We start from the raw sequence: 22,860 nt of genomic DNA, 5'->3' as shown, positions 1-22,860 counted from the left end.
TATTTTGGAAAAAAGAAAAATTGAGAAAAGAAGAAAAGATGAGGATCTTTTTAAAGTAGTTGATTCTACTTTAGATCCCAAGACTTACGTTAATTTAGAAAATATTGCAAGCAGACTAGATATAGAAACATATTTGGGATCTATTTCTTCTGGTAAAGAGGCTAAAATTTATCCAGCTCGTACATATGATGGAAAATATTATGCAGTAAAAATCTATTATGTTTCGACGGCATCTCATAAGAGAGCCGTGGAGAGATATACCCTAGGTGATCAGCGTTTCGAGAAAATTAAGATATCCAATACTAGACAATTAATATATACGTGGGCAAGGAAGGAATTCAAGAATCTAAAAAGAATGCATGAAGCCGGAGTAAGAGTTCCAGAACCAATTTATGTCTATGAGAATATATTGGTTATGCAGTTTATTGGCGAAAATGGTGTTAGAGCTCCTTTACTTAAAGAGCTTCCAGACGAAGAAATAGATAATAACCTATATAGTGACATTATTTCACAATTGCAACTCATGGTAAATAAAGCAAAATTAGTTCACGGTGATTTAAGCGAATATAATATAATGGTTTACGATGGAGTATATATTATAGACGTTAGTCAATCAGTTCCTATAGACCATGAAAATGCTATGGATTTTCTAATTAGAGATATAAATAATGTAAACAGATTTTTTGAGTCGAAAGGTTTATCTATTATTGATACTGAAGAAATTTTAAAGACGCTTGAGATACCTAATCGTGAAGAATAATGTTCGTAACTGTCTCTGACGAGAAGTTAAATGAAGTAAAATCACTTATTCCTAGGCTTCAAGAAATATCTGGAGTTGAAATACATTATGATGATAAAAATAAATTTTTCGAAATAGATCCGAAAACTCAAAATTCTTATGAAGCACTAAAGGTAGTTTCAGTAATAAAAGCTTTAGGTTTAGGTTTTTCTATAGACGACGCATTAAGATTAATGAGTGACGAATATCAGTTAGACGTAATAGATTTAAAAATAAGTTTAGGGAGTAATCCAGACTTAATAAGACGAGTAAAAGGAAGAATTATAGGAGAAGCTGGTAAGGCCAAGAGAATTATTCAAGAATACACTTCAGTTATAATTTCTATTTATGATCATTATGTTGCGATGATAGGTACATATGATCAATTGTCTATAGCGCGTAAAGCAATAGATATGCTTATAGAAGGGAGGGAACATAATACTGTTTACAAATATCTAGATAAAGCAGAAGAAGAGTTAGTGAGATATTTCTCAAAAAACAGACTTAACAATATCAAGTAAATTTTCATTAGGTATTTTATCTAAATATGACGATATTACTTTCTCATATGATGTAACTATCTTTCTATTTTTATCATTATCTAAGAAATCTTTTAGATCTACTAGATCTTCTGCAAATATTAATCTGAAGAATTTAAGGAGAATTCTTTTTGGTTCACTTAATATATCTTCAGTTAGATACAAAGTTGGTTTTGGTGTCATTAAAAGTGTCAAATGAGTTCCGCCTAACTTCGCTATCATAGCAATTTTATACGCGCTATATTCTTTGGTAGGAGATTTTTTTGTAGCTTTAACTTCTATGAAATATCTTCTTCCGTCTTTTTCTGCCTCAATATCGTGCGTAGGGAGATCTACAGATTTCACATTAATAAAATTCATACTCTCCAAAACCTGCCTAGCTCTATACTCCATTGCAAAGCCTAAAATTATTCCTTTAGCCTTATCAAGGGCATAAGATATCTCGTCATCTGTAAATCCGAATTCTTCCATAAGTTGTTCTAATGTATTCACAACTAAATGATAATGATGGGTTAAATAAAAACGTTTCTTTTACTTCAATTATTATATTTAGTAAGATATTTTCATATTCTTATTTCTGCTAATTTCTGGGAATCGTCTTCCATAAGCCATTTAATGGCTTCTGTTTGATTATCAAATTCTTTCGATTCAAAATTATACGAACTTGCCAATTTCCAAGGATCCGTGGCAGGAGAGAGGAAGTCCTTATTGTAATTTGCCCATCCTTTTAGTGATCTATATCCACCATTATTTATTACCAGAACTTTCATTTTTCCTCCATATTTAGTTGCACTCCATAGTCCTTGAAAACTATAGTTAAAACTCCCATCTCCTACTATGGCGAATGCTTTTCCTTTAGCCGATGAATATCCAAAAGAGGCTGGTATAGCCCAGCCTATGAACCCTGCTCTATTAGCAAAAAATGATCTTTTATTGTATCCCATTATTTCCCTAATAGTTTCTCTATATGAAGGAGCCTCCTCAAATATTGTGTATCCTTTAAGATTTAGTGATAGTGTTTTGATAGCTTCTTCAATCTCTTTATTTTTACCATTTGGTATGGATATTAATGGTGATTTTTTATTTTTTTGTTTGACTCCATTAAAAATATTTATTAGAAAGCTTTTCGGGTTACATACAAAACAATCCCATATTCTCTTTGATGCCTCAAGACTATCATACGTTATTTCAATTATATTTCCTATAATTTCTTCATCTGGAAATAAAACATTATTTAGACTTCCTCCTATAACTAAAACCAGATCGTAATTCTCAAGAATCTTATTAATTTGACTAGCATATCTGGGTAGAGTTCCATCAATATGAAGGGCCGGAGCTCTTGAGGCAAACGGCTCAGCATATATAGGCGCTCCTATTTTTTCCGCGAATTTTTGTAATTCTTCATGGGCATTAAATACATCTATCTCATAACCTGCTACTATGGCAACTTTTTCTGATGAATTGATCTTTTCTGTTACATAATTTAGTGTACATTCACTACAGTTTTGATTAACACTGAATTTATTTAACTTAATAGACTTAACCTCCTCGTCTACTAGATCTTGTGGTATAGAGACCACAGTAGGTCCATACGGTGGAGTAAGGGAAAGTCTTATAGCTTTATTAATTATTTTGAGACCTTCGTGAGAATTTTTAATTTCAAAGAAACCTTTAACTGAAGGTAAGTTCTTTAAGTCTCCATAGAGTCTTGGCTCATCTACTATATACTTAGAACTTTGTTCGCCGTCTATTATTAGCATTGGTACCCTATCCATGAAAGCAGTATGTATAAATCCAGCAGCATTAGAAAGACCAGGAGCGGCATGCAAATTTACTATGGCTAGATTATCAGTCTTAAGATAATATCCTTCCGCCATTCCAACTGCAATACCATCAGCTAATGCTAGATAATAGTTAAAATCATCTGGAAGGTATTTTAAAAACGATAGTTCAGTTGTGCCAGGATTTCCATAAATTCTATCTGTAAAATCTCTAATCACATTGTAAATCTCATAACCTAATTTCATAAATTTAAAGCATACTAAGAAGTATAAAAAGATTTTATAAAAAGTATATAAACTTTTATGTATATATATTTAAGAAAAAAATACCAATTAACAAATATTTTGAATATTTTATGTATAATATAAGATTAAATTAACGGTATTTAGGGAAAAACATAAGGTAACCTTATGGTAATATTTCCTTTATCGCCGAAATGTTTTTAACTAATGACGCAAAGCATACTCATATGACTACTGTAAAATTCAAGTATAAGGGAGAAGAGAAGGAAGTAGACATATCAAAAGTAAAGAAAGTATGGAAAGTAGGGAAAATGGTATCATTCACATACGACGATAACGGAAAAACTGGTAGAGGAGCAGTAAGCGAAAAAGACGCGCCAAAAGAATTACTAGACAAGCTAGGAAAATAATGAAAACGAAATACTTTTTATTTTTAAGATAGAGTTTTTTCTAGTGAGATCTCTAAAATATTCCATACCATTAGCGTTGGCTATATGGTGGCTACCTATACTCGGTCCCATAATAGTTGGCTTAGCTAATTCTTTTCTTGAAAGAAAACTATATTCATCAATAATATCATCGATAATTTCCTCTGCAATAGCGTCCACTGTATATATTTTTCTTGCAGTAAAATTTCTGTTTGTACCTCTATTAGGCGATCTTTTACAATTTTTGTCCATAATTCTTTCTATAGTTGGGATAGGTATAAGCGCGTTTGTAGCGTTTTTAGTTTCTAGACATATGGTATATTCGTATTATAACGAAAATTCATTAAATATGGAATTTTATGCCAAAGATCAGGACGAAATAGAAGATAGATTAAGACCATTCTATGAGAATTGTAGCTCTCCAGTGTATTCTTTTTCAGAAAATAAAATAATAGTTAAAAGAAAATGTAGTGGTTTCACGTTAGAGTACGAAATGACTAAAGAAGGAAAAGGATATAGAGTAAAAGTAAGGGTAATTCAAGGAGATGCATAAAAATATTTACAATATAGATCAATTTTTCTCTTATAAGATAGATATCTATGTTTTAATATAGTTAAAGAAATATTATAGAAAAAATTATTTTCGGCAAAGCTAGATCGTTTTGTATGATATCCTTAATAGTATCAGAGGAGAATCCTGTATTACCCAAAGACATAAAACTAGTATTTGATCAAGTTAATGTATTTTATATGAAATATTACCCAGGACATGGGAACTCCAGGGACGAAATGCAGAGAATGTATAATGAATTATCTAAAATAAAGAAGGAAGCAGAAAAAGGAGATGCAATAATCTACGCTCGTTCATATGGTGTGTTCTATAGTGATGGAATGAAAAGGCTTAAGAATTTCTTCTCTAAACCGGTAATAATATCAACAGAGGCTATAGTTCAGAAATTGAAAGACTTAAAGGCTAATAATTTATACGTTATAACTCCTTATAATCAAAGACGCCATGATTACGAAATTAAATGGCTTTATGGCTTAGGATTCAAAGTAGTAGGATCAATCGCGTTAGGTAGGACAGGCGGTCCAGCTATAGCATCTACTCCTCATCAACTAGTTATTGATGCTACTAAGGTTGCCCAAGAATCATCTGCTGATGCAATATATATAGCATGTACTATATTATCTACCCTTCCTATTCTTGATAGACTTAATGGTAGGATTCCCGTCGTCACTGCTGCTTCTGCTTCCGTCGACAAGGTTAAGGAGATCATTAATCTCCGTAATAACAGTTAAAAAATCTCTAGCCCAGATAGTAAATACTTTATCCTTATTTATATCGTTAAATCCATAAGGATGCAATATTCTAGAGATATTTGCGTATGTTTTCATTAATGTTGTAACATCTTTTCCTTTAATGTATCCAGCAAGACCTATAAGGGCACTAGCCTTAGGCATAGCTAATGTGAAATAATCAGCAGGTTTATGGCATAAGCTACATCTAGCATCAATTCTCATTTTAAGTTTTTCCTCTAAATCTTCAACTGGAATGGAATATTCAAGGATTTTGACGTGTTTTTTACAAAAAGGTTTCCCCATTAAATATACAGACCATTGATCTAGCTTTACTTTTCTGTTTGCAAACTTTTTCATTCTACCTGTTCCTTCACTTTCTGCTCTAATAATATAACCTAGATCAACAAGAGTATGCCATTTCTTTTTTCTAAGAAGATCTATATACTTTGGTGTAGTAGCAGAAACGAATACTGTAAGACAAGCACGTTCTATTATAAATCTATTACTTTCTTCAGCAGATCTTAAAAATCCCATTAGTGCATTTTTATATCCGCTTTCCATTGCGGATACTATATCCTCGCCTAGAACTATATCCTTAAATAAGAGCTCCTCTTTTTTAATTATTTTTCTTATATAAGACTTAAATCCTGGATATGCTTTTGGAGCCTGATCTATTATTTCTAAAGTACCCTCTTTTCTAGAGAGATATTTAAAGACTTTCTTGCAACTATCAGATCTACAGTTAATACTCAACCTAAGATAAAATGTATAGAACTAAAGAAAAAAATTTACCTACTATTATGTAATCTGGTTCGAGAATCATACTATTTAATATTAGCCATTATTATCGTACTAGTATTTCCTAAATACAATCCTATTTCTAGATTATACGTTTATCGTAGTGTTGAAGGAATCTTCGTCCTTAGGGCTTAAAGAAGTAGAAGATTAATTTCCATAATTTAGCATATTAGATAAGAAAAATTGATTATGAATAATCTTATAACTATTACGTAATGTCCCTATTAATGTGGATAAGGGAAGATTACTGTCTCTTAATATCTCGCAAGTACTTTTAGCACTAGATATGCTATTCTTTTCTAATCCTAATTATCTTAATTTAGTATATATCTCTATTAATATATTTTTACTACTATTATCTGGAACATTTCTATTTATAAGTAATTTATATAATATAAGTAAATATTTCTATTGGATAATAATAGCGGAATACATAGTTATTCCTTTTGTTTATGTAGAATATGGTGGACTTAATCTTGGATTAAGTTTATCTTTGGAAGTGATTTTGTTTATTATCTATTATGGGTTATTATTATTAGGATATTTACTTAATTACTTATCAGAGGCAATTCTTCTAGTGTTTTTCGTTTTCAATATGTTATTTTTAAGACCTGCTAGATTTGGTACAGACGAGTTAGCTATAGATTATTTATCGGCTGGAGTTTTTTTAAGTGGACATAATCCGTATAATCCTATTACGACTTCTAATCTCTATCAAGTTATACGAGATTTTAGCCCTTATTTTTTTGGTACTCCATTAACTACTGGCGGATATGTAACATGGCTAGGGTATCCATCTCTTTCCTTTCTTTTTGAAATACCAGCAAGATTTTTTAGATTTTCTCCTACATATACTTTAGTATTTTTCTATTTTATGACAGTATTTGTATATTATGTTTTTTTAAAAAGAAAAAAAATGCTACCTATTTTTAATGCATTAATTCCAGGCATAATGGTAAATATTAACAATCTTAACTATCCTGCAGGTGGAATTGACGATATAGTTTGGGTATTTTTTGTTTCTTTATCTCTATTTGTGAATAGCGAGAGACTAAAAGGTATATTTTATGGGCTAGCAGTCTCATATAAGCAGACTCCCTTAGCGTTACTGCCATTTTATTTAATTTATTTATATAAGGAAAAAAGAAATATTAAAAATTTTATATTATATGGAATTTTATCTTTTATGATAACTAATGGTTATTTTATACTATTATCCCCTAGCCTATATTTTTCTGCAGTATTATCCCCAATAACGTCGCCGTTAATAGGAATTGGTTTTGGGCCATCTATATTTTCATTTAACGGCATGTTTTATATAGAGAGAAATTTCTTTACCATATCTATGATAATAATAGCTATTTCAGAAATAATTTTATTTATTGTAACTTATCCTAAATTTAGGAATAGATGGAGCTCTTTTCCTTATTTTATTTTCCTCTTAGAATATAGGGTATTATGGAATTATATAATGTATTGGTCTTGGTTAGGTTTTGCGCAAGAAAGTGATATAAAAGAAATAAAATTCAATTCTATAAGAAATCATATTATCAATAGCAAAACTATTATTGTAGCAACATTAATTATACTATTTTCCCTTGGTATGTTATATCATTATAATTACGTAGGATACACTGATGATTTCCATGTTAATGTCATTAAATTTAGTAACTCAGAAATAATTTTGAATGTAAGTTATGATCCATCAAATGGCAATTTACCAACTTTTGTCTATCCTCAATTTAGGCTATTTATTAATAAGGTCATGATAACTGCTAATGGCTATATATGGAATTATACGGCAAAACCACTTTATGAAGGAAAGTGGGAAATAATAGAGCTGAAGTCGCCTTTCCCTATATTTGATATTCCTAATTATACTCAAGTGGAACTTCAAGTCTATTATGGTGACATGTTAAGTGTGTATTATTTATACTTAAACTAGCCCATTTCCAATCTCTTGATCGTATTAGGAATAAATCCTTTCATATTTGAGAATCTTTCTACATTAATATCCTTAAGTTTCATGACAACAACCTTGCCTAAGAGCCCACCAAGATCTATATACTCTCCAGGTTTTTGATCTACTGGAATAATTCTTACTCCTAAGATTTTATTCAAAACTATTCCCATTGATAACACATCAAGAATTAATCCTATTACTTTATCTTTCCCTTGTGATTTACTTATTCCAACCATATCTATACCAGAATTACATACTGCAGACATTGATAATAGCGTAAAGAAATCTATTGAACCGTCTAATGCTCTTTCAGCCATTATTGAGTCCTCACTTACTGGAATAAAAGCACTACTTAAGCCACCTACTGAAGAAGTACCCATAGCTCCTCCTTTTTTTACTGCATCCATTAGCAAAGCCATAGCTGCCACTGAACCATGTCCACCTATTTTTCCTATTCCCATAGATTCTATTATTCCAGCTACACTGTCTCCAATCTTAGGAGAAGGTGCTATTGAAAGATCCACAGAACCAAATTGCGCATTAATTTCCTTTGATACACTTTTACCTATTAACTCTCCAAGTCTAGTTATTTTAAAGGATGACTTTTTAATTATCTCATAGAGCTCAACAAAATTTTTTGGATTAGATGTTTTGATAGCATTCTCTATTACTCCTGGTCCACTTATCGCTATGTTTATCATAACGTCTGGCATTCCTTCTCCATGATGTGCAGAAGGCACAAATGGAGAATCTGGAGGAGAATTAGCCATTATCGATACTCTTGACGAAGCCTCTGGACTCATTTCAAAAATTTTATCTGTAAATAATTTTACAGCATCAGTATTTAATCCAGCAGACGTTGATGCGGCATTTATCATACCTGTTATTCTTTTTGTAGAGTTTAAAGCAGAAGATAAGGACTCCATTAATACTCTACTTCCTAAACTAAGTCCTCTTTCAGCATGAGCAGAAAATCCACTAATATAATCAACAGAGTTTTTTTCAGCAATACTATCTAGTATTTTTGCTAACTCTATTGCAAAATCTTCTTTAGGAACGACTTCTAAAAAGTATTGCAAGGGCGATATTGCAACTCTCTTAGTTACTATTCGTATGCCGTACTTTTCTTCAGTTTTATTTACTGCAGAAACAAATCTTTTTATTATATTTTCTATATTTCTAATTTTATCGAATACCTTATTTTCAGAATCTGAGATAGCAAATAGAGTATTAATACTAAGAGTAACTGATCTTATATCTAAGTCCTGCTCATTAAGCATTCTTATAACTTCAACAATTTCTTCAGCATCATACCTCATTTATATCCTCTCCATATATTGGAAAACTTCTCCATGGTAAACAAGAACGTCGACTCCTAGTTCCTTTCCCTTAGCTTCTAATTCTTCCCTTAACTTTCCTATATTTACTTTACTTTTAGAAATATCTACTATCATAATCATTGAAAAAACTCCTCTTAGAACTGTTTGAGAAATATCTATAATATTAATGTTATTTTCGGCCAATTTACTCGAAATTCCGGCCACTATACCAGGTTTATCTATTCCAATAACCACCACAACTGCAGTTTCCATAGAGAAAGTGAAAATAATGGATTAATTTACTTTTTGTTTTCATTGGTCATGTTATAACTTCAATCGCTCTATAAGTAATTGAAGAGTATATTGGATCTAGTCCTTAACTAATTGTTATATAAAATAATTATTAATACGCTTTTAGTATTTTTGGATATTAAATGAACTATAAATCATTTTTATTGGAATTAATTTACTTACTATTAGTAAAATTGAAAAAATTAATCATTGATACTATAGAAAAATTAATTTCTTTTTATATGGATATCTTATCCATGGAATTATATACCGCTATAAAAAGTAGAAGAGATATAAGAAGTTATTTTAAAAAAGACCCAATTCCATTAGACGTATTAGGTAGAATTTTATTTGCGGCTCATTTGGCACCATCGGTTGGTTTTTCTCAACCTTGGAATTTTATTATAATAAAAGATTATGAGTTGCGAAAAAAGGTGAAAGAAGAAGTTGTAAGACAAAGAGAAAGATATAGGAAAATACTTGATAATGAAAAAAGAAACTTATTTGATAACATAAAAATAGAAGGAATTTTAGATACTCCGATAAACATTGCTGTTACATGTGATCTTAATAAGTGTGGCCCAAACGTTTTAGGCAGAATAACTCAACCAGAAACTTGTATTTACAGTACTGTATTAGCAATAGAAAATCTATGGCTAGCTGCTAGAGCTGAAAATATTGGTGTCGGCTGGGTAAGCTTTATGGACAAGAATGTAATAAAAACACTTCTAGGTATACCATCTAATGTAGAACTTATAGCCTATTTAGATTTAGGTTATGTTACAGATTTTCCAGAGAAGCCTGAGCTAGAAGAAAAAGGCTGGAATAAGCGATTGCCTCTTTCATCAGTAATATTTCTAGACAAGTGGAACGGAATTCCAGATGAGAACACTAAGCGCATATTTGATGGCATATCCATCTAATGAATTACATTTTCACTTAATCTTCATAATGAGAATTTTAGAAGCTAATATTATAACCATTCATTTTAAGTATGTTTATGCAAGAGATTCTAAACGAATATAGAAAAGCCTGGAGTATTTCTTATGCCATAAGTCTTTTAGGATGGGATTTAGAAACATACATGCCGCAAGAAGGAGCAAAAGCAAGAGGAGAGGTCTTTGCTCAACTTTCTACACTACGTAGAGAAAAGATAATGCAGCTTAAGGAAAACGTAGAAAAGCTAAGAGACGAAGATCTTGACGATTTTGGTAAAGGAGTTAAAAGAGTTTTAAGTAGAGAAATAAAATATTTTTTAGCTGTTCCTAAAGAAATAGATGAAGAGCTAAACAGACTAACTTCAGAAGCCGAAATTGTGTGGAGACAAGCTAGAAAAGAAAACAATTTTCTCAAATTTGAGCCATACTTAACGAAAATAGTGGAATTAGAAAGAAAAATAGCAGAAAAACTGGGATATGAAGGTCATCCATATAATGCGTTATTGGATCTATATGAAGAGGGCTTTACAGTTAGTGACGCTGATAAGATTTTTTCATATCTTCTTCCAGAGCTAAAACAGATCTTAGATAAAATTATGAATGATGATAAATTTCCTAAGAAACATGAATTAGAAGATGTAGAATATAATGTAGACGAAATGAAAAAAGTAAACGAAGAAATCATCAAACTGCTAGGAATGCCGTTAACTAGATTTAGACTTGATATCTCTCCTCATCCATTTACAGTTAAAATTTCTGCTGATGATGTTAGGATAACTACAAGATATGAAGGTAAAGATTTCAAGGAGACTATGTTTTCTGTGATTCATGAAAGCGGACATGCCATGTATGAACTATTAATAGATAAGTCGTTGGATATGACTCCAGTAGGGGGCGGGGTTTCTTCTGGAATACATGAATCGCAATCAAGATTTTGGGAAAATATAATAGGTAGAAGTAGAGAATTTGTATCAGTAATATATCCGATTTTGAAGAGTAATCTTCAGTTTTTGGAAAAATATGATTCGGAAGATATTTATAAATATTTCAATGTAGTAAGACCTAGTTTGATCAGAGTAGACGCTGATGAAGTTACATATAATTTTCATATTGCTTTAAGGTATGAAATAGAAAAAAGGCTGATAGCTGGAGAAATTGATGTTAAGGATATACCTTCAATATGGAACGAGTTTATGGAGAAATATTTAGGAATTCAGCCAAAGAACGACGCAGAAGGTTCATTACAAGATATACATTGGTCACAAGCGTCTTTTGGTTATTTCCCTACATATACTTTAGGAAACGTTGTTGCAGGAATGTTATATCATAATTTCCCTACTTTAAAGGAGAAGATAAAAGAAAGAGATTTTGATAGTGTTAGAGATTTTCTAAAAAATAAGATATGTTACTATGGTTCAATATATTCACCTAAGGTTTTACTTAATAGAGCATTCAATGAGGATTATAATCCTTCTTATTTTGTGGAATATCTAAAAGACAAATACCTAGCTTAATGGTGAAATTACTTCTCCATTAAAACTGTTTTTTTCTATTCTATTAGACATTTTTTCTATTATTTCTATTTCGCTATTTTCTATATCTCTAAATTTGCTCATAAAGATCTTAGGTATAAAAGGAATAACAACTTTAAGATTGAAGTCCAGATTTTTTATTTTTTCTGATATTTGTTCAAGATCTTCTGGAAAAGGAGGTACCATATTAATGACAAGAATTTTTATTTTTTTATTTGTTACATATTGTAATAGTAAATCTAATGAAGTTATATCACTTACATAGATGTCTATATTACTATCTATTTTATTGCAAATAATTTCTGGAAAAGGTGGACAATCTACTACCGCATATTCATAATTATTTTTCAGAATTTTTTCAATGTTATCATTCTCCTCGATCTCATAAACTGTTAAATTTCTTTTCAATCTCCAGAATCCTTCAAAGACCTTTACTATATAGCCTGAATACTTTATGAGATCTGCATCAATTAATAATACCTTATGTCTTTTACTAAGATATTTTGATAGATAAGCTGAGATTGTAGATTTTCCTACTCCTCCCTTAATGCTCGACACTTTTATTATTTGCACCTTTCAAAATTAGTTGTTTCATAAATATGTTTTTTCCTCTTTTATCTGGGTTTTTTCTACATCTGCTCTTTCTATTGCTTTAGCTATAGCCAATTTAATTCCATCATTAATGTTCAAATATTTTGTTTCGCCTTCCTTTGTAATATAAAGAACGTATTTCTTACCGAAGACTATTGTCTCTCCACTTGGGAAAAATACAGATAAATTTCTCTTCTTATCTTCAGTAGAGAGAACCAAATCTTTAGTTTTTAATAGATTGCTTTCACTTGCATAAGATATACCAAATTTCTCAAACCATTCAGAAAAAGTAGTTATTATACCCTTATTATTAATGTCAGAATTTATTTTTTCTAATAATGTAAGCCTGTTATATGGAATCCATCTAGCTCTCTTTACTGAATTTAATGTAGAAATTGCTATAGCTACGAAAATAAGGTAAAAAGGTATAGAAAAGTAAGTTTTATATGGGAAAAGTATGTAAAAAGTTCCAGTTACTGTAGGTATAGCAGAATATCCATGAAAAAATAGATATCTTTGCTGGAAAATTAGGGAATTTATTATCATTATAAAGCTAAGAAATAAGGAAAATGAGGAAGCGTATAGAGAATACCTACTTGATCTCCATATTATTGGTATAATAGCTGAAATTATCATGAAGACAATTGCTGTTATTGTTAATGGGGATATTAATAGAAAACTATTCTTAAAGAAATAAACCTTAAAGCCTAGTGGAGTTATGAATTGAGCATAATTGATGCTTTTCAAATTCCATATCGGATAAAATACCCAAGTAAAAAGTATCAACAAGACTATAGATAAATATATCGCTATTTCTGGTCTTATTTTTAATTCTTTTCCCATATACGTCTTCTTTAAAAACATAAATTATTAAATCTATCATCTAATTGGACTAAACTCTTCTATATGATATAAATAAAATGTATCATTTTGAGGAGGTATGAAATATAATCTAGTTAGAAGATAACCGGAAAAGTAATAATAGTATCCTATAGATAGATTTCTATCATATATTAAGCTGTTCGGATATTTTTTAAAATTGAGAGATATATTAAGGTAATGAACTCCTATAGGCAAAGTTATATTTAACGGAAAATAATATCCTCCAACAACACTTTGTGATAAATTTGCATTCGATATACTAGGGTATTTTATACCAAAAATTGTTATATTTATAGGGTTAAAAATCTTTAAATAAATATCCTCAGTATAATTATTGTATGTAAAATTAATTATAGTAACCGAAATTGATATATGGAGAATAGCTACCGAAGAAAATGTAATAAAAACCTTATTTCCTTTCATTATGCCTTGAATAACTCCATTAACACTTACAGTTGAAAAAGAAGCTAAATCGCGAGTTATGGGAAATGAAACATTAAATATTGTTAAATTAGTTGGAGATATATTCTCCTTCTGGTGAGTATTAAGTATACTTACATATCCTCCTTCTATTTTTATAGGAAAAGATTCGTTCTCTATCTTTATTTCAACATTAATTTTACCGTTAGACGTAAATGCGCCTATAACTTTAGCGTAAGGAGGATAAAATTTTCCGCTTTTTATTGTAAATTTAGTTGCGTATATGGTTGAAAACATTGCAATAACTAAGAGTATTATAACAATGACCACGAATATCTTTAGATTAATCTCCACAAAATTGTTTATAAAAATGTTAATTAAAAAGTTCTTTCGTATGAAAAGTAGAAATAAGAAGCTATATCTTCTAGCTAATCTTATTAAATATCATGTAGAAGGTTTATATAGATGATTATGAGGAAATTAAATATTAGTAGAAGAATCTTAATTCCAATATTAGTGCTCGTAGCTATAGTACCAGTTGTAGCGGCAGACGTAATTTATTATTATTCTGGAGTAGTAAATATATACTCTACTTCATCGCCTTTAACCATAAGTGTAGGACCAAATGGAGTAGTGTCTTTACCTTCCGGGAAAGGATACTATATTGACGTAACTACAACTCCTGCTAACTCTTTTACTGCAGATATAAATATAACAGACTCCTCCTATGACTACTTCTATGAAGCGGTTACCTTAACAGCCTCGTCAACATTGAATTTGTATATAACTAACGTTTCATATTCATATACTTCAACTACGAATCCGATAACTAATGCATGGATAATTATAGAAAGCTCAACTGGGGGGTATAACGGTGAGTTTAAAGTTATTTCGTCAGGATCTGCAGTCTCCTCACCATCTTCTGTTATTACCTTAACCAGTGGTACATACTATATTGGAATACTTATTCAACCAAATACTCCATTACCATCTCCAAGTAGTTCATCTATAGCTACTTTTACGGTATATTTTGGCGATAATGTAGTAACTTCTACAGTTGCTGTTCCATTACCTCCAACTTGACTAAAAGACTAATACATTACCACTAATTCCATAATTTTTTATATTTATTTGATTTAGTTTATGTTTATATATCTGTATGATAAAATGTTAGGAGAATTTTCCGCTAATCTAGTTCTAATAAATCATATAATTTTTAATCTATTATTTGAAATAATGGAGTTCAGATATTAAATATATAAGCAAATGTCGCTTTCTAACGTCTATAGTTGTTAAAGTTTCTCATTATCTTTACTTCTCAATTAAGCTAAGGAATTATTAATTTGCTATGTATTTTTATGAACTGCTTCAATATTCTTGATTATTTATCTTTTCATAATCCTGGAATACTCTTTTCATGAAAATCCTTAAACTACTAAAAATTCCAAATATGTAGTTTAATTGGGAACTAAGTTAATATATAATTATAAAATAACTAGCATATAGAAAATATTTTCCAACCATGATCTTTATGATTATATTAATCGTAAATCAGAAATATTTTCCTATGCCATAACTATTTACGGTCAGTCATAAAATTTGAGTTAAATTGCAGAAATATATATTTTGCAAACTATAGTCTTCTCCTAACGTCACTACCTATACTGTAGCTTCTACAAATTTCTAATCCTTTAAGACTGTCACATTCCTCAAAATAAATCCCTAGTTTATCTTGTTTAACCATATTTTTTATATATGTTTAAACAGTTTATAAGCTCTTCGGCTCATTATAATTTTTTATACATATAAAAATTAACATTCTAGATGTATCTTGCTTTAAAATTTTCTATTTTTATTTAGATACATTAAAATAACATAATAGTTTTCTTGACAATTTATCTTTATGGAGGTTCAAAGGGGCGGAAGACTCCACCATGCGGTAGACTCAAAATCTGATTAATAAAAATAATTTTTATTTGTTATTAGTTATTTATGTGAATTTAATGAAATTAGATAATTAACTCTGCAATATTTTTTAGAAATTTTTAAGTATTGTATTAGATCTTTTATATTTCTATACGATTAACTGAGGAATATTATTATAATATTAGAAAATGATGGGATGTATATGATAGAATCCGTTTTATTTACATTGATTATTTAATATATTTATTCTTATTACTCATGGTTATGAGTATAATGAAATATGTTCCTTATGAAGAAAAAATATGAGGTTTAGTGTTGAATTTATATTTGTAATATGATTTTGGATCTACCGTTATGGACGGGAAGGAGATTAGAGTGTAATAAGGAAATTAATAGAACAATGTTTGGAGTTTCTGTTATCCTATGAGATATGAGAGAACGATAGGTATGCAAGTTTCTCACATTCTTGATATTCTGAACGTATACGTTAGGACTATATCTTTGGTGAGTTGAATAACTACCTACAACTCACTGAACTCAAGAACTAAGGATTGATATTAACATATGATAAATTCTATGAAGCTCAACCTAATTACTAAAATCTTTATATATTGAAAATGTAAATATTATATTAAAATATTTAGTATTTTACAGAAGTACAATAATATATTATTATTTTCAAATTCAAAACGACTTTGCAATTAAGATTCAAAATATAAACTTGAAAAACATAGTCTTAACAATTTTCAACTTAAATATTAGTGTATAGAGATAGTTCTTCGTTTTCTCTTGGAACTACACAAGCTATAAGTTTACAATTTTCTTTTCCATCTTCAATTTTACATTCAAAAAGACCATAGTTTGTCTTACAATGGTTTGTTTTTAAAATAGTAAAATATTTTTGCATAAATAGCTTTAGATAAAGTACTATATAAACTTTTTTAAGTTATCTAATTTAATATTTAAATCCTTCAATTGCATTATATTCTTCGTAATCACTAACTTTAAATTGAATAAGGAAATATTCACTACATGGCTATATTTAAGAAAGAAAGAGAATATCCTTCCCAACAAGATGTTAATCAAATAATAAATCAATTTGTTCAATATCTTCAAAATGAAGGATATAAAGTACAGCAAAAAGTTGAAGGAAATAAAGCAATAGTTCAGGCTCAAAAAGCTGGAATATTAAGGGATTTAATAGCTGCAGACAGAGCATTAACATTTACTTTTGAAAATACACCTGAGAATTTGAAAGTGAATGTAGGAATAGGCAAATGGATTCAAAATCTTGGGGTTACTGCAGTAGAGGCATTAATAGTAAGCCCACTATTTCTAGCAGTGGATGTTCCAGAAATTCTTTGGACTGAACATGTAGAATCTGGCTTAATGAAGTATCTAGATTCAATAATAAAAGGAACATAATTTTTTTAAAATATATAAACATCATAAAACGGGAAAATGAGAATATCTATTATTGGCGTTAAGGGGGGTTCTGGAAAATCTACTATTTCTTTATTGCTATCTAAAGCTTTATCTGAAATGGGTGAAAAAGTATTATTAATTGATAGAGATCCATTAGGCTGGACATCTAGAATATTAGGTTTAGAAGGAGATGGATTAGTAAAATCAATAATAGAGGGAAAAGAGCATGGAGAATTCTATGCGGAGAAAAAATATAATAATGGTAAAATATCTGTAATAAAGTTTTACGGAGAAGGCCCAAGATTTTTCACTGATGTTAGTATTATTCATAAGAATACCGTCCTCTTAAACAAGGTTGAAGAATTATATAGTCAAATTTTGAAGAAGAAATTTGATTTTTATATTGTAGATAATCCTTCTTTAGTTGACTTTAATGATGAAATTGTTAAACATGAACTTTCTATTTTTCTAAAAAATTTCCCAAAAGTCAAAATATTAAGAATTTATGTTACTGACCCTTCAGAGCCTAGTATAAAAGCTACTATAGACTACATTAAAAAAATAGAAAGTCAAAATAATTTAGGTAATGGATATGGTCTAATAATAAATTTAGTTCCTCCTTATCCAGAAGAATTGGATAAAAGTAAAAGAGATTTGAAGGAGGCATTAGAGGAAACGAAATTAAATTCTGGATTTGTTTTACCTTTTATTGAGAATTTATTTCAATTTAACGGTAAAATAGAGGATCTAGAGATTCCAGAAGAAATTAAATTATTAGCTAGGCAATTGAAATACCTTAAGGGGGATTGATTCTATCTCTCCATTAATTCCAACGAGTATAATTGAATTTCTAGTTATTAACAAATTACCAGGTCCGGGCATTACGCCTAATTGCGTTTCTTCTGTTATTTTTCCGTTATTGATTATAAACAGGGTTCCAGTAGAATTTTGAATCATTACATAATTATTATAAATATCAATATTACTTGTAGTGGGTCCAGTATCAATTTCCCATATTACTTTACCTGTAGTTAAATTCACTGCATATAATATACCTACGGACGGTGTATCTTGAAATACAGTTCCATTATAGATTACTTCTGGTGGAGATTCTAAGTTAGGTGGAATAGATCCTACACCTTCATTTAGAACCCATAAAATTCTTCCGCTCGTAGCATTTATTGCAGTCAGCATATCACTAACCATCGAAGAATTAGAATTATTTAATAAAGTAAATGATGTTGTTACTATTCCATTAGAGTATGCTGGTGATGAATCGTCTAGTCCGTGAACACAATAGTTGTTATATAAAGCAGTAAAGTTATCGTCCCAAAGTATTTTTCCATTAGACGCATTAATTGCAAAAAATACATATGGATATGCGCTACCAAAGTACATACTCCCATTTACGAGAACTGGAGATGACATACTAACATAGGAGTATATCTTAGTCTTCCATGATAAAGTTCCTGTTAACAGATTTATTGCATATATGCAACCATTTCCATTAGGCTCTATTATATTTCCATTATAATACACAGGAGTAGGCATATCTTCTCCTAGAGTAGAAAAATTCCAGATCTCTTTTCCATTTTCTATGTTTATTGCTACTATAGCATTAGTTCCATTTCCTCTGATCGTGGAATTAATAAAATAAGCATTTCCAAGGCCTACAACTACTGTTCCATTAACTATTATTGGCTGTGTCATTATTTGATTCGGAAATACATCTTTCCATATAATTTTTCCATTATTTATGTTAACTGCTATTACGCATCCTAGCATTTCGTTTAAACTTCTTGTTTGCATATTCATTGGTCCAGATGTTGTAATTATAAGATATTGGCCATAAATAGAAGGTGGAACTACAATAGCACTATTCACATTTAACGAAAAATATCCAGTTGTTGTATTAACGTAGTATACATGAGTAGGATTTCCTTCAAACTGAAAGGTATTAGTTTTTGGTTTTTGAGGACTGTAAAAATGTATAATAAGAGTTAAATCATGCACGTAAGATAGAGATAAAAAAGAGAAAAGTGTTAAAGACAAAATTATTAACGAGATAAAAAGCAAAAATTTTTGGTTTTTCATTATAGTTGATAAGTTAAAAGATAATTATAAATTTTCTTTATTACTATAGAGCATGTATTCTTAGCTATATTATCAATTTATACATAAATTAGATATAAAAATAGAGATTATATTAGCATTTTTGGTTTGACTTTAAGTTTTCTATACAATAGTATTAGCAAAGAAGGAGCTAGATAATACCAAAGTAAGGAAGTCTCTAAAATAGCTGCAACAGCTAATGCAAAGCCTATCTCCTGAAGTATTGCAGCATTAACAAGCATAAGAGATCCCATTGTGCCTGCAAATATTAGACCTAAGAATACTATAGTCTTGCCTATTCTACTTCTTGTTATTTCGACTGCTTTTTCCATATTATTTCCTTTTTCTAATTCCTCATGAATTCTTGCCACAAGGAATATATTATAATCCATGCCTATGCCTATAATGATAGCTACAAGGAATAATGGTACTATTGCAAATAGCGAGTATCCCATACTTGAAAATACTAATCTTTCTAATCCTAGGGTTATTGCTACTGCTGACATTATAGTGAAAATTATTACGCCAGCTACTGAAAATGATCTAGTCATTATTACTAAAATAATGTACATAGTTACTGTAATCAGTAAGAAAATTTCCGCGAAATCTGTGTTTACAAAGTTCAATATATTAAAAGCATCAACTGGTCCTCCTCCTACATATCCTTTATTTCCTATGACTGAAAGTATGTTCTTTACGACGTTAAATGCTTTATCAGAAAATGGTTGATATTTTTGGTTTACCAAAAATAGCATATAACCATGAGAGATGTACTGTGTATAATTGTATTCACTTAAATTATTATAAGATACTACTCCGCCTAAGGGTGAGACTGGAGAATCAACTGCTGTAACTCCTTGGATACTTGACAATTGATGATATATGGATAACGCATACTGATATGTACTTTCATTAAATGTACTATTAATTGGTATTACAACATAAATTGGAAATACGTTATCAGAAGTAAATTGGCTACTTAATAAATTAACTCCTTCAGTAGCCTGGTTAGGAGGTAATAGATCTAAAATGTTAAAAGTTAATGGAGTAGTTACTGCATATACTGCAGAAATTATTACTATTGCTGTTATAACTCCTACTATTAACCCTGCTCTTCTTATTCCCTTTCCTTCTTTTTCTTCTCTTTTACTGAGCTTTCTAGGGAAAAATAATTTGTCACCCAATGCTGCTAATATCGATGTAAATAAAGTAACAGAAGCTATCCATACTACAGCTACGGCTAACATTTCGGCTATTGCAGTATCAGAGAAGAATGGAACGTTATATACATATAGGAACAAGAATGACAACATAACTACGAAAGCAGTAATTGTTACTGCTCTTCCTCCCCACTTTACTGCTTCTTCTACTGCGTTGTCTTTACTAACTCCTTTCTTTCTTTCCTCTATGTATCTACTTGAAATAAACACTACATAATCTGTACCTAATCCTAAGGCTAACAGTAGAACCTGGCTAGGTGTCAGAAAATCTATCGTTATTCCTAGAATTTTTACAACTATTGCCCAAATTAGGACAGAAGAAGCTAGGTATGCAGCTAAATATGTTCCTAATGGTGCAAACGCAGCGACTATTGATCTAAAATATATTCCTGCAAGAATTATTGCCAGAGCTATACCTACTGGGATAGCAATTGAAAACGCCGAGTTAGCTATACCTTCTAAGGAGTGTGTAACTGGCTTAGGTCCCGTTAAATATGGTTGCAAATGTGTTTGATTTTCTACATAGCTTTCAAAATTTTCAGCTTCCTTATATGTGAAGTTTCCTTTCATTGCTATAATATAATAATTATTTGTAAATAATCCATTTGTTATATTTTGTATTAATTCAACAGGGAATGTATTCTGTGAAATTAATTTATTTATTTCAGTTGATAGAGATATATTGGAATATATCATTGAATACAGAGTATGATAGAGTTTCGTGTTATTAATATGGATTAAGGTTGTTGAATTTACAAAGTTGGCAATAAGCAACGACGAAATATTTGCTGTCTTTTCCCATGTAGCATTTTCTAGATACAGTGCTAGATTAAATGCGGTAATATTTGATCTTTCTAAAATATAGTTGAGTTTTGCTAGTTTAGGTGCTACTAGATAAGCAGTTAAATTACTATAATTATGGTCTTCTATAAGTTCAGTAAAGAACCAAACAGGAAGTCCAGTTTGATTAGCTTCTTTTTCTGATATATAATTTATATATTGTATAGGTTGTGTAAAGTTAGCTAATTCTCCTACTATTTCTGGTGAGATATTTGCCTTATAGCTTATGTAGTTTACTGCAAACTCATAAGGAGTTTTACTCATATTATAAAATACTTGATATATAAATTGTCTTTCAGTAGAATTAACTTTACTCAATATTATAGTTAGAGAGATATTACTAAATTGTTGTGTAGTATTACTTTCTAAAATGTCCTTAAGGAGAGAAATGGAAATATTAGTTTTTTCGTGATATATATTGAGAACTACGTCTAGTGGAGACGTTGTATATAAAGTATATGCTAGAGATATTGGAACATTATAGATCGTATGAACATAATTGACTGTAAAATCTTCAAACGTATTTTCCTGATTAAAATTGGTTATATTAAAATATTTTAACATGAAATCTACAAAATTTAACGTGGTAGAATTCTGCGCAAAAAATATCTGAGAAGCATCATATATACTATTATCTGCAACAATGTATGGTACACTAGAATTCTCTGGAAATTGACTTAATTTCTGATAATTGTAGCTAGAATTCCAATATTTAAAAAATATATTAAAGAAATCTTTAACTTCTGGCTCCTCAAGTTCTTTAGAAACATAATTATAAGCGATTTCATTAGATATGGCAACGTTATGATATGAAGGTAAACTTTCATTGTCATATACTGATATCCATACCTTTAGGAACGCTACTTGTGGATAAAATAGTAATTTAGTTAGATTAAATGCTGTGGAATTTACCTTTACTTCTCCTTCTTTGAGTATCTCAAAAGAAGTTAAATTCTTATACATTCCGTTATGTAGAAACTCTATTTCGTTTGTTGTAGTATTTATGTTATCTTTAACTTCTGAGAATTTTGACTCAATCAATCTTGTTGAATTTGTAATATTCTCAAGTTTAGGTATTGTAGAGTTAAGTTTTTCCGCATTTTTAGATAAATTGTAATAGAGTTCTGTCTCATTATTTGCTATTTTAATAAAATTCTTAGTTAAATTTAGTGCTGATGGATATATTTTTGATAATGATGCGTTCAACGTAGACTTTTCAATTGTGTAGAAACTTTCTAACGATATGTTACCGTAAGAAGTTAGATTAGAGAGGAAAAGTGAATATTTACTTGCATTACCCTTTAGTAACAGAACACCGTTTGCTGAGGAAGCTCCCTGAAGCTTAAAATAATTAGAAACTATATTTTCAGCTTTAGAGGCTGTGCTTCCAGGGATAGAAATCGTAACACTATAACTTACTGATTTAAAAAATAATGAAGATAAAGGTGCTGCTACTATTAAAACAATTACCCATACTACTAATAATACATACCATTTTTTTGATATGAATTTAGCTAAGCCGTTAAACACTA

General features: G+C 29.9%; 22 protein-coding genes. 11 read left to right on the top strand and 11 right to left on the bottom strand.

Features of this window, described 5'->3' with window-relative positions:
* Nucleotide 1 precedes the first annotated feature (1 nt).
* Both DFR85_RS16425 and DFR85_RS16420 read left to right on the top strand, forming a co-directional pair.
* Nucleotides 2-760, top strand: coding sequence for a serine protein kinase RIO (locus DFR85_RS16425; RefSeq protein WP_110269211.1), 759 nt, complete (start codon nt 2-4; stop codon nt 758-760).
* Nucleotides 760-1,299, top strand: coding sequence for an RNA-processing protein (locus tag DFR85_RS16420; protein WP_110269210.1), 540 nt, complete (start codon nt 760-762; stop codon nt 1,297-1,299). The genes DFR85_RS16425 and DFR85_RS16420 overlap by 1 nt, the downstream gene beginning before the upstream one ends.
* On the opposite strand, the gene DFR85_RS16415 is transcribed toward DFR85_RS16420, so the two are convergent.
* Together DFR85_RS16415 and DFR85_RS16410 are read right to left on the bottom strand one after the other, a co-directional pair.
* Nucleotides 1,270-1,809: a hypothetical protein gene (locus DFR85_RS16415; protein ID WP_110269209.1), complete on the bottom strand. Its 540-nt coding sequence runs from the start codon at nt 1,807-1,809 to the stop codon at nt 1,270-1,272. The two genes, DFR85_RS16420 and DFR85_RS16415, sit on opposite strands and share 30 nt — an antisense overlap.
* 71 nt (nt 1,810-1,880) lie before the next feature.
* Entirely contained in the window at nt 1,881-3,344 is a 1,464-nt protein-coding gene (locus DFR85_RS16410; RefSeq protein ID WP_110269208.1) for a thiamine pyrophosphate-binding protein, read from the bottom strand.
* A 224-nt stretch (nt 3,345-3,568) separates the two neighbouring features.
* Here DFR85_RS16410 and sul7d point away from each other — a divergent pair, with 224 nt between their 5' ends.
* The 3 genes from sul7d to DFR85_RS16395 all read left to right on the top strand — a co-directional run bounded on the left by sul7d (nt 3,569) and on the right by DFR85_RS16395 (nt 5,071).
* Nucleotides 3,569-3,751, top strand: coding sequence for a Sul7d family chromatin protein (sul7d, locus tag DFR85_RS16405; protein WP_110271724.1), 183 nt, complete (start codon nt 3,569-3,571; stop codon nt 3,749-3,751).
* A gap of 43 nt (nt 3,752-3,794) precedes the next feature.
* Nucleotides 3,795-4,322 carry a hypothetical protein gene (locus tag DFR85_RS16400; protein ID WP_110269207.1) on the top strand — a complete coding sequence of 176 codons (528 nt, stop codon included), beginning with the start codon at nt 3,795-3,797 and terminating at the stop codon, nt 4,320-4,322.
* A 113-nt stretch (nt 4,323-4,435) separates the two neighbouring features.
* Nucleotides 4,436-5,071 (top strand): aspartate racemase/maleate isomerase family protein, encoded by a 636-nt coding sequence (locus tag DFR85_RS16395; protein WP_110269206.1) that lies wholly within the window; start codon nt 4,436-4,438, stop codon nt 5,069-5,071.
* On the opposite strand, the gene DFR85_RS16390 is transcribed toward DFR85_RS16395, so the two are convergent.
* On the bottom strand, nt 4,958-5,824 hold the full coding sequence (locus tag DFR85_RS16390; RefSeq protein ID WP_246252956.1) for a hypothetical protein: 867 nt from the start codon (nt 5,822-5,824) through the stop codon (nt 4,958-4,960). The two genes, DFR85_RS16395 and DFR85_RS16390, sit on opposite strands and share 114 nt — an antisense overlap.
* Nucleotides 5,825-6,098: 274 nt before the next feature.
* Between DFR85_RS16390 and DFR85_RS16385 the strand changes: the two genes are divergently transcribed.
* Complete coding sequence (locus DFR85_RS16385) at nt 6,099-7,814, top strand: hypothetical protein (protein WP_110269205.1); 1,716 nt, start codon at nt 6,099-6,101, stop codon at nt 7,812-7,814.
* Here DFR85_RS16385 and DFR85_RS16380 read toward each other — a convergent pair.
* Together DFR85_RS16380 and DFR85_RS16375 are read right to left on the bottom strand one after the other, a co-directional pair.
* A complete protein-coding gene (locus DFR85_RS16380; RefSeq protein WP_110269204.1) occupies nt 7,811-9,151 on the bottom strand; it encodes a DUF711 family protein in 1,341 nt (446 codons plus the stop codon). The genes DFR85_RS16385 and DFR85_RS16380 overlap by 4 nt on opposite strands.
* On the bottom strand, nt 9,152-9,424 hold the full coding sequence (locus DFR85_RS16375; RefSeq protein WP_110269203.1) for an ACT domain-containing protein: 273 nt from the start codon (nt 9,422-9,424) through the stop codon (nt 9,152-9,154).
* A 275-nt stretch (nt 9,425-9,699) separates the two neighbouring features.
* Here DFR85_RS16375 and bluB point away from each other — a divergent pair, with 275 nt between their 5' ends.
* Both bluB and DFR85_RS16365 read left to right on the top strand, forming a co-directional pair.
* On the top strand, nt 9,700-10,365 hold the full coding sequence (gene bluB / locus DFR85_RS16370) for a 5,6-dimethylbenzimidazole synthase (RefSeq protein ID WP_110271722.1): 666 nt from the start codon (nt 9,700-9,702) through the stop codon (nt 10,363-10,365).
* 77 nt (nt 10,366-10,442) lie between these two features.
* Nucleotides 10,443-11,894, top strand: coding sequence for a carboxypeptidase M32 (locus DFR85_RS16365; RefSeq protein ID WP_210433928.1), 1,452 nt, complete (start codon nt 10,443-10,445; stop codon nt 11,892-11,894).
* On the opposite strand, the gene DFR85_RS16360 is transcribed toward DFR85_RS16365, so the two are convergent.
* Genes DFR85_RS16360 through DFR85_RS16350 form a run of 3 tightly spaced genes read right to left on the bottom strand, consistent with a single transcriptional unit; the run spans nt 11,886 to nt 14,159 of the window.
* The gene (locus DFR85_RS16360; protein WP_162582537.1) at nt 11,886-12,470 is read right to left on the bottom strand and encodes a ParA family protein; all 585 of its coding nucleotides are present in this window, start codon (nt 12,468-12,470) and stop codon (nt 11,886-11,888) included. The genes DFR85_RS16365 and DFR85_RS16360 overlap by 9 nt on opposite strands.
* 33 nt (nt 12,471-12,503) lie before the next feature.
* Entirely contained in the window at nt 12,504-13,346 is an 843-nt protein-coding gene (locus DFR85_RS16355; protein ID WP_162582535.1) for a hypothetical protein, read from the bottom strand.
* A 36-nt stretch (nt 13,347-13,382) separates the two neighbouring features.
* Nucleotides 13,383-14,159, bottom strand: a complete 777-nt coding sequence (locus DFR85_RS16350) for a hypothetical protein (RefSeq protein WP_162582533.1) — start codon at nt 14,157-14,159, stop codon at nt 13,383-13,385.
* A gap of 111 nt (nt 14,160-14,270) precedes the next feature.
* Here DFR85_RS16350 and DFR85_RS16345 point away from each other — a divergent pair, with 111 nt between their 5' ends.
* On the top strand, nt 14,271-14,888 hold the full coding sequence (locus DFR85_RS16345) for a hypothetical protein (RefSeq protein ID WP_110269198.1): 618 nt from the start codon (nt 14,271-14,273) through the stop codon (nt 14,886-14,888).
* Nucleotides 14,889-16,482: 1,594 nt separating this feature from the next.
* On the opposite strand, the gene DFR85_RS16340 is transcribed toward DFR85_RS16345, so the two are convergent.
* The gene (locus DFR85_RS16340; protein ID WP_162582531.1) at nt 16,483-16,638 is read right to left on the bottom strand and encodes a hypothetical protein; all 156 of its coding nucleotides are present in this window, start codon (nt 16,636-16,638) and stop codon (nt 16,483-16,485) included.
* 125 nt (nt 16,639-16,763) lie between these two features.
* On the opposite strand from DFR85_RS16340, the gene DFR85_RS16335 reads away from it, so the two are divergent.
* Both DFR85_RS16335 and DFR85_RS16330 read left to right on the top strand, forming a co-directional pair.
* A complete protein-coding gene (locus DFR85_RS16335) occupies nt 16,764-17,156 on the top strand; it encodes a hypothetical protein (RefSeq protein ID WP_110269197.1) in 393 nt (130 codons plus the stop codon).
* A gap of 36 nt (nt 17,157-17,192) precedes the next feature.
* On the top strand, nt 17,193-17,966 hold the full coding sequence (locus DFR85_RS16330) for a ParA family protein (RefSeq protein ID WP_110269196.1): 774 nt from the start codon (nt 17,193-17,195) through the stop codon (nt 17,964-17,966).
* Here DFR85_RS16330 and DFR85_RS16325 read toward each other — a convergent pair.
* On the bottom strand, nt 17,931-19,250 hold the full coding sequence (locus DFR85_RS16325; RefSeq protein WP_110269195.1) for a PQQ-binding-like beta-propeller repeat protein: 1,320 nt from the start codon (nt 19,248-19,250) through the stop codon (nt 17,931-17,933). The two genes, DFR85_RS16330 and DFR85_RS16325, sit on opposite strands and share 36 nt — an antisense overlap.
* 107 nt (nt 19,251-19,357) lie before the next feature.
* Nucleotides 19,358-22,858: an MMPL family transporter gene (locus DFR85_RS16320; RefSeq protein WP_110269194.1), complete on the bottom strand. Its 3,501-nt coding sequence runs from the start codon at nt 22,856-22,858 to the stop codon at nt 19,358-19,360.
* Nucleotides 22,859-22,860 lie beyond the last annotated feature (2 nt).

The organism is Acidianus brierleyi, assembly GCF_003201835.2.
Lineage (GTDB): Archaea > Thermoproteota > Thermoprotei_A > Sulfolobales > Sulfolobaceae > Aramenus > Aramenus brierleyi.
This window is presented reverse-complemented; position numbering and strand designations above follow the sequence as displayed.